This is a genomic window from Brumimicrobium sp., from assembly GCA_023957385.1.
GTDB lineage: Bacteria > Bacteroidota > Bacteroidia > Flavobacteriales_D > Crocinitomicaceae > Brumimicrobium.
This window is the reverse complement of sequence record JAMLGZ010000002.1, coordinates 367,872-380,884: the sequence shown is the minus strand read 5'-3', so window position 1 is coordinate 380,884 and position 13,013 is coordinate 367,872. Positions and strand designations below refer to the sequence as shown.

The window sequence follows — 13,013 nt, the reverse complement described above, 5'->3', positions numbered from 1 at the left end:
GTTAGGACAAGACAAATATAGCATAAAAAAAAAGGGTTACCTCGCGGTAACCCTTTCTTATAAGAAAGAATTAATGTGAATTATTTAACGATTGCAGTAAATGCAGCGTTTTCTAAATATTTAATGAATTCTCTATCTGTAGCAGCTTTATTTTTTAGAGAAGCATCTTGAGTAAATGCTTTCTTCAAATTAGATACAATCGCATCTAAATTGCTTTCATGAGCAGCTATGATAGCTTGTAAATAATATCCTTTTGCTGTTTCTACCTCTGGTGCGCTTTCAATTGTAGATTTAGCTTGACCTTCATTTTTATTTAACAAATAAGCCAATGCTTTGTTGAAAGAAGCATCACTTCCAAAATTAGAGATAGCATCATCGTATTTACCATCTTGGATATTCAAGATACCTTTATTATAAGAAACTTCAGATCCTGCACCTTTAGCTTCATCTAATAAAGCTTTTGCTTTATCACGATCACCTTTTACTCCAGCGATTGCAGCTAAGTTATTTTTAGAAATTACGTTTTCTTGAATACTATTAGCTTTATCAAATTGAGTTTTTGCTTGATCAAGATCATTCTGCATGTAGTAAATAACACCTACATTATTAGCTGTTCTATAATCTTGAGGGAATAATCTTTCAGCTTCTTTATATAAACGCATTTTTTCGTTTAAATCTTGAGTTAAAGTAGCTGTAAATAAGATTTCTTCCAATTTAAGCGCATCAATATTTGTTTTAGAAAGTTCTACTAATTCTTCATCAGAGTAACCAGTCAATTTATAATTAACAACGATTTCTGCGCGACGTTGAGCAGGGAAGATGTTCTTATCCAAATATAAATAAGTACTTAAATCTCTAATTGCTTGTTCACGAGCTTCTGAAGACTGTTGCATATCTAAAATACGTAAGATAAGGTCTTTATCACCTTTATCCATAGTTGAAGCAACTAATGCATTTTTGAATCCTACAAAATCTTCTCCTTTTCCAACTGTGGAATAATTTTCTGCAGCTTTAGCTTTTTCATTTGCAACTTTCTTTTGAGAAGCAATCTCTATAGTAGCTTTTTTTGCAGATTCTGCACGGTCAGAAGAAAGTGTATTGTTTTTGTTTTCTTCACCTTCGATAGAAGCAAATGCTTCAATATTGATGTTTTGGATATCAATTTTTGGGTTTGTCTGAGCAGCAGCTAAGAAATCTGCCATTGCTTTCATATCAGCATCTACTTTTTCAGTAGGTCTAACAGCTGCATTTCCCTTTAAGTAATTAATCTCTGCAATTTGTTTTTCATCAGTAACTCGCTGAAATTCATCTTTTGCAATAATTACTTTAAAATCTTTATTTACTAAGAACGGAGTTACAATTGTAGCATCTGCAACTTTTGTTGGCTCTAATTCTTCTTTTACTTTACCTTTTTTATACACTTTACCAGACACTGTAAGTTCAGAAACTTCCATATCAGGAGCGTATGCAATAATATCTTCATATACTACTTTACCACCTGCTTTAAATGGAATTACTGTTCCATTTGCTGTTGCTTTTTCTCCAACAATAGAAATCGGTTTTAAAGCGTGTGATCCAACAGCAGGAGTAACCTCAGCATATACTTTTTTCTTAATTCCTTTTTCAGGAATTGTAATTTCAGCTTTAACTCTTACACTATCCCCATGCATTTCAAGAGGGTTAGGAGTAATAGTATAATCTACATCTTTTAATAAGTCACAACCAGTTGCTAATACACCAACTGTAGCAATTAACGCTAGACTTTTAACACTATTTTTTTTCATGTTCATATGATTATTCTTTCTTAGTTATAAATGCAATATTAATAATTTTTTTCTCTACACAAAAGAAGTTGCTAATTTATTCAAATATTTCTTAGTATTTTTTGTACTAATTCATATTTTTTGCGTTGATTTTCCTTTATTTGAGCAATTGATATTTTTCGAATAGGATCTATAAAGTTAGGGAGAATTTCAGCTAAAGGGATTAACACAAAATCTCTTTGATACAATAAAGGATGAGGAATATTTAATTGCGAGTCATTCACAATTTTATCCCCATAATAAATTATATCAACATCTATTAAACGTGATTCATATTGCCCTTCCAAAGTTTTCTGAGTTCTTCCTAGTTTCTTTTCTATAATTTGAATTCTTTCTAATACATGGAAAGGATCAAGGTTACTTTGAAACACAATGCAGCAATTAATGAAAGTAGAATCCGCTTGAAATCCCCACGGTTCTGTTTCATAGAATGAAGAGCAGGCATCTTCACTACCAAATTCCATTCGTAATAACTCGATAGCATTTCGTATATTTTTTTCCTTATTTCCGAGATTACTTCCTAAACTAAAAATAAGCGTTTGAGAATTTTCACTATTTATATCCCTTCTATACCTCATTCTCCATATGTCACAAAACAATGTTAATTATCAAGCTAATTTAACCGATTAAATAAAAACAAAAACATTTCAATTAAATTAATTTAACTTTCCAGTAAGAATTAATTGATTTAACAAATATTTCATTGATTAAATAAAGAAAAAATAATAATATAATTATACTTGCATTTACTAATGAAGATATAATTCTATATCTATAAAACAAACAACATGAGCGCAACTAACAAAGTTAGGGTTTCTTTTTGGCGAGTTTTTTGGCCAAGTTTAATCGCAGGATGTGTTCTCATCCTACTATTTTTTATTCTATTTACTTCAGTAATAGGTTCTTTAATGAAAAGTAAACCTACTTATGAAGTGAAAAACAAAACAATTCTCCACATGAAATTAGATGGAGCAATAGGAGAAATTAGTCAGAATGAAGTGAATTTCACAGGATTAGGTGTCGATTCAAAAACTGGATTAGCTGATATTCTTTATGGTTTGGAAAAAGCAGCAGATGATGATCATGTAAAAGGAATCTACATTGAACTTGGGAGTCCTTCTTGTGGATTAGCTACAGCAACTGCTATCCGAGATGCAATTCATCAATTTGAAGAGAAATCAGGTAAATTTGTAATTGCTTATCATAAAGGAGAATCTGTAAGTCTAAAGCAATATTATATTGCCTCTGCAGCAACTAAAAATTATGCGTTTCCTACCACAAATTTTGAGTTCTTAGGATTAGGAGCCGAGCTTATGTTCTACAAAGGCCTTTTTGATAAATTAGGCTTAGAAATGCAGGTAGTGAGAGGAAAAGATAATGCTTTTAAAAGTGCGGTTGAGCCTTATTTTCTCTCAGAGATGAGTGATTCGAGTAGATTACAGATTTCTGTCTATATGAATAATTTATGGACTGCCATCAAAAAGAATATCAGTGAAGATAGAGGGATTTCTCTTGATGAATTGGACAATATAGCTAACAATGCACTTGTACGCCGTATGGACCAAGCTCTAGAGCACAAACTTATAGACAGTGTTTTATATAGAGATGAAGTACTTCAGATATTAGCTGATAAAGTAGGAGCTAAAGATTTCAAAGATTTAAATCTTTCAAATTTTGAAAAATATGCTCAAGCAAAATTTGAGAATCAGCAGGAACTGGCTCATGCAAAAACTGCCAATGTAGCTGTAATCATTGCCGAAGGTGAGATTACTGTGGATGGTAATCAGATGGCTAGTAATCGTTTAACAAAATTGATTCGTGAGGCTAGAAAAGACAAAAACATCAAAACAATTGTGCTACGCATTAATTCTCCTGGAGGTAGTGCACTAGCAAGCGAGGAGATTTGGAGAGAAGTAAAGTTAGCTAACGATGAAAAGAAAGTAGTGGTTTCTATGGGAGATGTAGCTGCATCTGGTGGTTATTACATTTCCACTCCAAGTTCCAAAGTATTTGCTGAAAAAACTACTATTACTGGTTCTATCGGTGTATTTGGAGTTATTCCTTTTACAGGTAAAATGCTAGAAGAAAAATTGGGAATCACTTTTGACAGAGTATCCACAAATCCTCATGCTGTACTTTCTCTTAATAAAAAATTCACTCCTGAAGAGTTCGAGATGATTCAGGAGGAGGTGAATTCTACCTATTCTTTATTTCTGCAACGCGTAGCAGATGGAAGGAAAACTACTCCAGATCAAATAAATAAGGTTGCTCGCGGAAGGGTATGGACGGGAGTTGATGCATTGCGTATCGGACTCGTGGATACACTTGGTAGTTTACAGGATGCTATTGATTTTGCTGTTAAACAAGCTGGAATTGAGGACCCTTCTGTTCGCTATTATCCTAAAGTAAAAAAAGATATATGGATGGAAATGGTTGATATAATCAATAGTGATGATGAAGACGATGTAAAAGCTCAAAAAACTATAGTTCCTCAAGAAATATCGAATCTATATTATCAAGTAAAACGTTTGGAAAATCTTTCTGGAGTTCAGGCAAGAATGCCGTATGAGATAAATTGGTAAAGAAAACTGAAAGAAAAGGATAGTAATCAGCTATCCTTTTCTTTTATCTTGCGCGTATGAAAAAAACTATACCTACATATTTACTATCTGCTTTGATTGTTTTAATACTTGTATGGAGTAGTGGGTTCTACCTAGCAAATTCGATACATTATATTGAAAACCCATGGGAGATATGGGGAGTAGGTGTTCTAAATTCTCTTTTTGCTATTGGTTTAATAAGCATCTTATTTTTTCCTCTTCATTTCTTAAAAACACTCTCTCTTCCATTTAAAGCTTTTATTCATTTTATACTATGCTCTATTCTACTATTCGAATTAAGTTCCATTTTTTTCTTTCTTATCACACTCACTCCTATAGATTCAACTGTTTTTGAATTCAATGGCGAACAAATTGGTATCATCTACAAAAGTTACTTTACTGTCAAATGGTATTACTTCTTATTACCAACTCCTATCCTACTCTATTTCTTGTTTTTGAGATTATTAGAAAGACCTAGCAAATCATGGATGATATATTTCTTCCTATTTATAGGAGGCGTTTCTTTTTTCTTTCAACAGCAAATTAGAATAGATAGTGGAAGTTATAGAGGTCTCTCAGAGAATAAAACCATTTATTTTATAAATTCAATACTTAACAAAGATGAAATAAATAATGACTTAACTCTTGATGACATACGTTTGTATCAACAAACTATTAATCATCATCTCGTCAACACTGATTATCCTCTTTATCATCCAAACGACAATAAGAACACCTTAGCTCCATTCTTTAATCTAGGGGATACTCCACCTAATATTGTGTATATTATAGTTGAAAGTCTTTCTTCATCTTTTAGTGGATTACACGCAGATGAAATCAGTTATACCCCTTTCTTAGATTCCCTAGCAAAGCATAGTCTTTATTTCGAGAATTCTTTAGCTACTGCAGAACGATCCTTTGCTTCCCTTCCTAGTGTTTTAGGTAGTTTACCACATGGTCCAAAAGGCTTCATAAATACTCTAGCAGGGTATCCGACTAATAAAACGCCTATTTCTTGGTTTTTACAGAATGGATACACAGGCAATTTCTATTATGGAGGCTACGCCCATTTTGATTACATGGATTTATTCATAGATAATCAAGGATTTAAAAATATCTACGACAAATCTGAATACAACTACGAAGGAACAGGGAAAACAACTAGCGTAGATTCTATTCCTTTTGGAATTCCAGACAGAGCCTTATTTCAAGATATTATAGAAAAAGAAAAACATACACAAAAATCTTCACCCTATATTGATGTGTTAATTACACTATCCATGCATTATCCATATATAGTAGAAAATCCCAATTATTACTATGAAAAGGTACAAGCTAGCATACAAAAGTCTAATGCTCCATCTAATATAAAAAAGAAACACCAGAAGTATATTGCAGAATTTGCTACCTTCTTATACACAGATGACGCACTCAAAATGTATTTTAAAGAACGTGAAAAATTAGCTAGTCATCAAAATACCATTTACGTTATTTTAGGAGACCACATGTTTGGCGATATTCCACAAACAAATCCCATAGAAAAGTATCGTTCAGTTCTCATGATATATTCTCCTTTATTAAACCGTACAAAAAATATTCTCGGTGTAAATTCTCATTTAGACATCGGACCATCTCTTTACCAGCTCATACAACAGAAATATAAACTCCCAAAATTAGATTCTGTCAGCTGGCTAGGAAACTCTTTAGATACATCTGCAACTTTTCAATCAAAATGCGATGTAGCATTTATGCGCAACGATCGGATAATCAAAGACATGCTACACAATGAATATTTCTATTCTGAGGGAGATTTATATAAGATTAGCAATAGACTCCATTTATCAAAAGTCACAAATTTGGATGAAATCACTCACTACAAAAATCTCTTAAAAAGCTCCGATCTTATCCATAAAGAGGTAGTAACTCAAAACATACTCATCCCAAGAGATATAGATTATTCACTCAAAAAGGAGCAAACAAGATCTCTTACCATACATGAAGAAAAAGAATTTTATAATGTACTAGATGACATTTTAAAAGAGTCATACAAAGAACTCTCTTTTGAGTTAAATTTAGTGTTTTCTGGAGATTATGCCAAACTCACCCCAGAAAATGCACCTAACTTAGTCTATACCATAAAGCGTGGAGACTCAACTATTTTTTGGAATACACTAGAATGGTTGCCTAAGGATATGCATCAAACGAATAAAAAATCAATCCAATTCTACATAAAAAACAACCTTCAATTACAATTAACTAAAGATGATAAAATATTGATTTACTTTTGGGATAATAAAAGAAAAGTTTCTAATTATAATATAAATGCTACACTAAAGTTTTCAGCGCTTTAGTTATCCCATTTTAGGGTATTCATAAATTCATATAAGTCTTTCTTTACAAAATTCAATACAGGCTTAATAGAATCGTAATTAGGGCGAGTATTAAAGTAAACAACTCCACTTACAAAGCGGCTAGTGGAATCCGTGAGATAGAACTGAAAAGGCGACGCAACATTTCCTTGTAGTTCAAAGAAAGTACCATACACTTTGTCCTCTTTACGAATAAAAGTGGAATCATAAATCGCAGTAGCCTTAATCTTATGTTCATCAATTTTACCCAAGGCGTAATTAATATATGCTGATAGGCTAGTGTCCATATCCATTCTACTCAGAAACAAAACTCCATTTAGCATTCCAAAATCAATATCGCGGTTACATGGTGAATTATTTGCTTCTTTAATTGTAAAATAACTAGGCTTGGAAAAACTGTAGCCACAGTTATCCTGATAGATAGAATAAGTACGCTCTGGAAATTGGAGCTCAAGATAAGTAGGGGGTTTGGGAATAAATGTTTGTTGTTGCGTACAAGCAGTCATGATAGAAAGTCCAATAATAATAGAGATATGCGCCTTTTTCAGTTGTATCATTTTATTTCTGCTTAATAACTTTAACCAATTTGACTCTTTTCTTATCAGATGATTCTACAACGAATTTAAAATCTCCAAATTTCAAACTTTCATTATTTTTCAGGATTCTACCACTATGTTCTACAAGGAAGCCTCCAATAGAGTCTGATTCTCCTTTTTCATCCTCAAAATCTTTTCCATCAATATCAAGTACTTTATACATGTCAACTAGAGAAGTTTTCCCTTCAAACAGATAGGTAGAATCATCTATTTTCGTATAGATAATATCTTCATCATCAAATTCATCTGTAATTTCTCCCACAATCTCTTCCAAAATATCTTCCATAGTCACAATACCCGAAGCACCTCCATATTCATCAACTACTACGGCCATGTGCATTTTCTTTTCTTGAAATTGTTTTAATAAATCATCAATCTTCTTATTCTCTGGCACAAAGAGGGCAGGTCGTATCAAAGTTGACCACTCAAAATCGGAAGGTGCACTCAAATGCTTAAGTAAATCTTTTACGTATAATATCCCCAATACATTATCAAATTTTTCTTGATATACAGGGATTCGAGAATATCCATGTTCCAAGATAATTTTCATAAGCTCTTCATAATTAACAGTACCATCAATAGATACAGTATCCATACGAGAACGCATAATTTGCTTTACATCCTTATTTCCAAAGTTGACTATTCCTTTTAAAATTTTTTGTTCTTCTTGAGTAACATCATCTTCATTGGTCAATGCAATAGCCGATTCCAATTCCGCAGTTGACACATCTATCTTACGCTTCCTAGCATATTTTAATATGACATCTGTTCCGTTTACCAAGAAGGCTCTCAACCAAGAAAAAGGAGGGATTTTATTAATAATATAAAGTGGTTGTGCCATCAATTTAGCAACTTGTAAAGCATTGCGATTGGCATATACCTTTGGTGTAATCTCGCCTATTAATACCAAAATAAAAGTAATCCCACCAATTTCTATAATAGAGCGTATATAATCTACACCTATATATAGAGGGTCTACAGGATAAATCTGATTAAATATGTAACTTGCTAATATAACAGCCGATACATTTATAAAGTTATTCGATATTAATATAATTGCTAACAAAGTTTTTGGTTTGCCGAGCCAATCCATAATTAATTCAAACTTTCTTCCTTTGCTATCTTTTATCTCTTCACGTTCCTCCGGGCTTAAAGAAAAGAATGCAACTTCAGATGCAGACATCAAAGCCGAGCCTAATAAAAGGAGAAGTAAACATACAACTGAGAACCAAAAACTCATCTCGTTGTTAATCGAATGTGAAAAAAGAAAAAAACTCAGGGGATCCGTATCATCCATTTGGTTATGCATTAAAAGGGTAAATTGTCAATTTCATCCTCCATCATTCCTCCATCAAGGGGGCTTGGTTTTTCAGGAGTATCTCCAGAATCAAATCCAGGATTCTTTTGTGATTCATCTATTGACCTATTAGAAAGCATCATCATATTGTCTGCAATAATTTCAGTAGAATATTTCATATTACCAGCTTCATCTTGCCATGAACGGGTTTTTAACTTCCCTTCAATATACACCTGCTTTCCTTTTGTTAGATATTTTTCAGCAATTTCAGCTAAGCCACGCCAAACAACAATAGTATGCCAGTCGGTTATACTCTTTTTTTCTCCTGTCGTTTTATCGGTAAATGTTTCTGAGGTAGCTAAAGGGAAACGAGCCAATTTAACGCCATGTTCTAAGGTTCTCACTTCAGGATCTTTCCCTAGATTTCCAATTAAGATTACTTTGTTAACGCTACCAGCCATATTTGCAAAAATAGAATTTATAAGATATAAATGTATATAGAATTTTCTAAAAAAGAGAGAAATTACTTTAAAAATAATTTACAATTTTCCTCTAAGAACCGATCTATTAATCTAGGAATAGGGAAATCCTCCATATCCTTTAGTTGAATATTTAATATCTCTGGATGCACAATTGCCGTATCAATTTCCCAAAAGATAGTATGTAAATGTTGATGTGAGAGTATGTGTTTATCTGTACACAGCTTATTTCTTATTTGCACCCCAAAAGCATCCCATACATCCTTTCTAACTTCTTCATCACTTTTCTGATTTTCTTTTTCTAACATAGGAAATTCATACAGGTTTTTCCAGATATCATTCTTTTCACGTTTCTTAAGTTGAAGTTGAGCAGGACAAACTAAATAATGTAAAAAACGGTGTTTTATCTTTACTTTTTGAATCTTCTGAGGTAAATCTATCGGGTTTCCTTCTCTAAATGCCAAACAAGATTCTTGTAAAGGGCATATTATACAGTTTGGAGTAAGGGGAGTACAAACTAAGGCTCCTAACTCCATAATCGCCTGGTTAAACTCAGCAGGATAACTGTCATCAAAAACCTCTGTAATATATTTCTTAAATACCTTTCTACCTTCTGAAGTGTCAATGGGCGTACTATCATTAAAATAACGAGCCAAAACTCGGTATGCATTTCCATCGAGCACAGGATATGGGAGATTGTATGCAAAAGAAGTAATAGCAGCAGCTGTGTACTCCCCCACTCCTTTTAATTTCAGAACGTCATTATAAGTAGAAGGGAATTGACCTTGGAATTCATCCATAACTTGCTTTGCAGCATAATGCAGGTTCCGTGCTCTACTATAATAGCCTAATCCCTGCCATAATTTTAGAATTTCTTGCTCATCGGCCTCTGCTAATTCTTTCACAGTAGGATATGTCTTTATGAATTTTAAATAGTAATTTATCCCTTGCGCAACTCGAGTTTGCTGTAAAATAATCTCAGATAACCATATTTTATAGGGGTTATTTGTCTGTCTCCAAGGCAACTCTCTCGCGTTTTGTCGAAACCAATTACGAATTTGTAGATAAAAATCTTGCATTAGGCAATTTTTATAATTTATTAACCTATTTACAAAGGTAATATGTTTATTCCTATTAACTTTGTAACAAATAAACTAATGATGTTTATAAACTTATTAAATATTTATTATTATGACTAAAGCGGATATTGTAGCAAAAATTTCAGAAGAGACAGGTTTAGAAAAAAACGAAATACAGAAGACAGTTGAAACCTTTATGAAAGAGATTAGAAAATCTCTAGCAAAAGGAGATAATGTTTACCTAAGAGGCTTTGGTAGCTTTGTAATCAAAGAAAGAGCTAAAAAAGTAGGACGTGATATTTCTAGAAAAAAATCAATTGTTATTCCTGCTCATAACATTCCTTCATTCAAGCCTGCAAAGACTTTTGTTGAAGACGTAAAGAAGAAAGTAAAAGTAAAATAATATAATTTTACCCTCTTTTTGGGACTTATTAAAGATATTATTATCTTTGCACTCCTAATTTCAAAAAAGAATTAGGAGTGTTTTTTTAAACACCTTTAAGATATTGAATATTAATATTTAAAAATATATAGATATGCCAAGTGGTAAGAAAAAGAAAAGACATAAAATGTCTACACACAAAAGAAAAAAACGTCTAAGAAAAAATAGACACAAGAAAAAATAATTTTTTAGACGTAAAAAATTAACGCGGAATAGGGCTTTCTTAGGTTTAAGAAAGCATTTCGCATATTATATAACTTTAAAACGGCTTCCGTGAATTACGAATTAGTAGTTGATTCCCGCAAGGGTAGCGTTTGGCTTGCACTACTAAAAGATGGAAAGCTTGTTGAGTTACACGAGGAAAAAGAACAGATTGATTTCGCCGTTGGTGACATTTACCACGGGAAAGTTCGGAAAATAGTACCTAGCCTAAACGCTTGTTTTGTCGATGTAGGATATGAAAAAGATGCTTTTCTACATTATTTAGACTTAGGACCTCAGTTTTTGTCACTCAATAAGTTTACCCAGCAAACATTGCAAGGCAAACAGAATGTGGCCGACTTGTTATACTTCAAGACCGAAAATGATATTGAAAAAGAAGGGAAAATTGCTGATGTAATTTCTTCTTCCCAACATATTATAGTACAGGTTGCAAAGGAACCTATTTCATCAAAAGGTCCTCGTTTAAGTGCAGAAGTAACATTAGCCGGACGCTATTTAGTACTCGTTCCTTTCTCAGATAAAATCTCTGTTTCACAAAAAATAAGAGACTCAAAAGAAAGAGAACGTTTAAAAGATATTATTAGCAATATTAAACCCAAAAATTTTGGGGTTATTATTCGAACTGTAGCTCAAAATAAAAAGATTGAGTTGATTGACCAAGATTTGAAAAGTCTCTTGGAGAAGTGGAAAACTTTGCATAAGAATTTGCAACATTCTACACCTCCTCGTAGAGTTTTAGGTGAGATAAACAAAGCATCTTCTATTCTAAGAGATTTGTTAAATTCTGATTTCACTGATATCCATGTCAATGATGATGATTTATTCGACAAGATGAAATCATTCATATCTTCTTTTGCGCCAGAAAGAGAAAAAATTGTTAAACGCTATAATGGCAAATTACCTATTTTTGAAAAGTTTGGCATCAATAAGCAAATCAAAACTCTTTTTGGTAAGAAGGTGCCACTTCCTAGTGGTGGCTATCTAATTATTGAGCATACTGAGGCTATGCACGTAGTGGACGTGAATAGCGGAAACAGGAAAGATGCTAAAGGTCAAGAAAGCAACGCACTTGCTACCAATCTAGAAGCTGCAGAAGAATTAGCTAGAGTTTTGCAGTTGCGAGATATGGGTGGAATTGTAGCTGTGGATTTCATTGATATGCACGAAAAAGAGAACAACAAGGCTCTTTTTGATGCATTGAAAGAATTTATGAAGCCAGATAGAGCAAAGCATAATATTCTTCCTCCTTCTCGATTTGGAGTAATTGAGATTACACGTCAACGTGTGAGACCTGAAACAGATATTGAAACTTCTGAAAAATGCCCTGTTTGTGACGGAACAGGAGAAATCAGTGCAAGTATTCTTTTTGCAGATGAAATCGAAACAAATCTTGTTTATCTACTAGAAGATAAAAAGATTAAAGGGCTTACTTTAGAGGTTCATCCATATATTGAGTCACACTTTAAACGTGGTATATTCTCAAAGCAAGTAAAATGGTTCTTTAAATACAAGAAATGGATAGCTGTAACTGGCATCACTAATTTCCATTTCATGCAATATCAGTTTAAAGACAAAGACGGGAAGACAATTAAAATATAATGGATCAAAAGGAAATCAGATATTCCTTTCTTGAAGCCAAACAAAAAATTGAGGCTTGGTGTGCTTATCAGGACAGATGCCATAGTGAAGTTTATAAAAAACTCCGCAGTTATGGACTGGATGATGAGGACACCAATGCTTTATTAGCCGACCTAATCGTTAATCGTTTCCTCGATGAACAACGCTTTGCAGATAGTTATGTGTCTGGAAAGTTTCGTATCAAAAAATGGGGGAAAATTAAAATAAAAACCCAGCTCAAATTCAAACAGGTACCTTCATCTTGTATTCAAAGTGCGTTAAATACAATAGATTCTAATGAATATTTTCAAACACTTTATCAATTAGCAGAAAAGAAATGGAAAGAAAAGAAAGGTACCCCGTTTCAAATCAAAGGAAAAGTTGTGCTATATCTACAGAGTAAAGGATATGAAAACGATCTTATCTTCTCAGTATTAGAGGAAATGGAAGGAAATGTCTAATAGGTCCACCTACATTCCAACAACTTAT

Annotated in this window: 11 protein-coding genes; 5 read left to right on the top strand and 6 right to left on the bottom strand. The window is 32.9% G+C overall.

Annotated features, from left to right (window positions below; translation table 11 throughout):
• Positions 1-80 precede the first annotated feature (80 nt).
• Together M9897_12815 and folK are read right to left on the bottom strand one after the other, a co-directional pair.
• Positions 81-1,784 carry a hypothetical protein gene (locus M9897_12815; GenBank protein ID MCO5269767.1) on the bottom strand — a complete coding sequence of 568 codons (1,704 nt, stop codon included), beginning with the start codon at positions 1,782-1,784 and terminating at the stop codon, positions 81-83.
• Positions 1,785-1,864: 80 nt separating this feature from the next.
• Entirely contained in the window at positions 1,865-2,401 is a 537-nt protein-coding gene (gene folK, locus M9897_12810; GenBank protein MCO5269766.1) for a 2-amino-4-hydroxy-6-hydroxymethyldihydropteridine diphosphokinase, read from the bottom strand.
• Between the two features lie 210 nt (positions 2,402-2,611).
• On the opposite strand from folK, the gene sppA reads away from it, so the two are divergent.
• Entirely contained in the window at positions 2,612-4,405 is a 1,794-nt protein-coding gene (sppA, locus tag M9897_12805) for a signal peptide peptidase SppA (GenBank protein MCO5269765.1), read from the top strand.
• Between the two features lie 56 nt (positions 4,406-4,461).
• The gene (locus tag M9897_12800; protein MCO5269764.1) at positions 4,462-6,774 is read left to right on the top strand and encodes a sulfatase-like hydrolase/transferase; all 2,313 of its coding nucleotides are present in this window, start codon (positions 4,462-4,464) and stop codon (positions 6,772-6,774) included.
• Here the strand turns inward: M9897_12800 and M9897_12795 are convergent.
• From M9897_12795 to mutY, 4 genes are all read right to left on the bottom strand, one after another.
• Positions 6,771-7,349, bottom strand: a complete 579-nt coding sequence (locus M9897_12795) for a gliding motility lipoprotein GldD (GenBank protein ID MCO5269763.1) — start codon at positions 7,347-7,349, stop codon at positions 6,771-6,773. The two genes, M9897_12800 and M9897_12795, sit on opposite strands and share 4 nt — an antisense overlap.
• 1 nt (position 7,350) lies before the next feature.
• Entirely contained in the window at positions 7,351-8,685 is a 1,335-nt protein-coding gene (gldE, locus tag M9897_12790) for a gliding motility-associated protein GldE (protein ID MCO5269762.1), read from the bottom strand.
• A gap of 11 nt (positions 8,686-8,696) precedes the next feature.
• Entirely contained in the window at positions 8,697-9,146 is a 450-nt protein-coding gene (locus M9897_12785; protein ID MCO5269761.1) for a single-stranded DNA-binding protein, read from the bottom strand.
• A 62-nt stretch (positions 9,147-9,208) separates the two neighbouring features.
• Positions 9,209-10,243, bottom strand: a complete 1,035-nt coding sequence (gene mutY / locus M9897_12780; protein ID MCO5269760.1) for an A/G-specific adenine glycosylase — start codon at positions 10,241-10,243, stop codon at positions 9,209-9,211.
• Positions 10,244-10,355: 112 nt separating this feature from the next.
• On the opposite strand from mutY, the gene M9897_12775 reads away from it, so the two are divergent.
• The 3 genes from M9897_12775 to M9897_12765 all read left to right on the top strand — a co-directional run bounded on the left by M9897_12775 (position 10,356) and on the right by M9897_12765 (position 12,985).
• A complete protein-coding gene (locus M9897_12775) occupies positions 10,356-10,646 on the top strand; it encodes an integration host factor subunit beta (protein ID MCO5269759.1) in 291 nt (96 codons plus the stop codon).
• Positions 10,647-10,958: 312 nt separating this feature from the next.
• Positions 10,959-12,506 (top strand): Rne/Rng family ribonuclease, encoded by a 1,548-nt coding sequence (locus M9897_12770; GenBank protein MCO5269758.1) that lies wholly within the window; start codon positions 10,959-10,961, stop codon positions 12,504-12,506.
• On the top strand, positions 12,506-12,985 hold the full coding sequence (locus M9897_12765) for a recombination regulator RecX (protein MCO5269757.1): 480 nt from the start codon (positions 12,506-12,508) through the stop codon (positions 12,983-12,985). Before M9897_12770 ends, M9897_12765 begins: the two co-directional genes overlap by 1 nt.
• The last annotated feature ends 28 nt before the right edge of the window (positions 12,986-13,013 follow it).

Excerpts from the sequence above, each read along its gene's own strand:
- M9897_12815 (MCO5269767.1), bottom strand. The coding sequence starts at position 1,784 with ATGAAAAAAAATAGTGTTAAAAGTCTAGCGTTAATTGCTACAGTTGGT.
- folK (MCO5269766.1), bottom strand. The coding sequence starts at position 2,401 with ATGAGGTATAGAAGGGATATAAATAGTGAAAATTCTCAAACGCTTATT.
- sppA (MCO5269765.1), top strand. The coding sequence starts at position 2,612 with ATGAGCGCAACTAACAAAGTTAGGGTTTCTTTTTGGCGAGTTTTTTGG.
- M9897_12800 (MCO5269764.1), top strand. The coding sequence starts at position 4,462 with ATGAAAAAAACTATACCTACATATTTACTATCTGCTTTGATTGTTTTA.
- M9897_12795 (MCO5269763.1), bottom strand. The coding sequence starts at position 7,349 with ATGATACAACTGAAAAAGGCGCATATCTCTATTATTATTGGACTTTCT.
- gldE (MCO5269762.1), bottom strand. The coding sequence starts at position 8,685 with ATGGATGATACGGATCCCCTGAGTTTTTTTCTTTTTTCACATTCGATT.
- M9897_12785 (MCO5269761.1), bottom strand. The coding sequence starts at position 9,146 with ATGGCTGGTAGCGTTAACAAAGTAATCTTAATTGGAAATCTAGGGAAA.
- mutY (MCO5269760.1), bottom strand. The coding sequence starts at position 10,243 with ATGCAAGATTTTTATCTACAAATTCGTAATTGGTTTCGACAAAACGCG.
- M9897_12775 (MCO5269759.1), top strand. The coding sequence starts at position 10,356 with ATGACTAAAGCGGATATTGTAGCAAAAATTTCAGAAGAGACAGGTTTA.
- M9897_12765 (MCO5269757.1), top strand. The coding sequence starts at position 12,506 with ATGGATCAAAAGGAAATCAGATATTCCTTTCTTGAAGCCAAACAAAAA.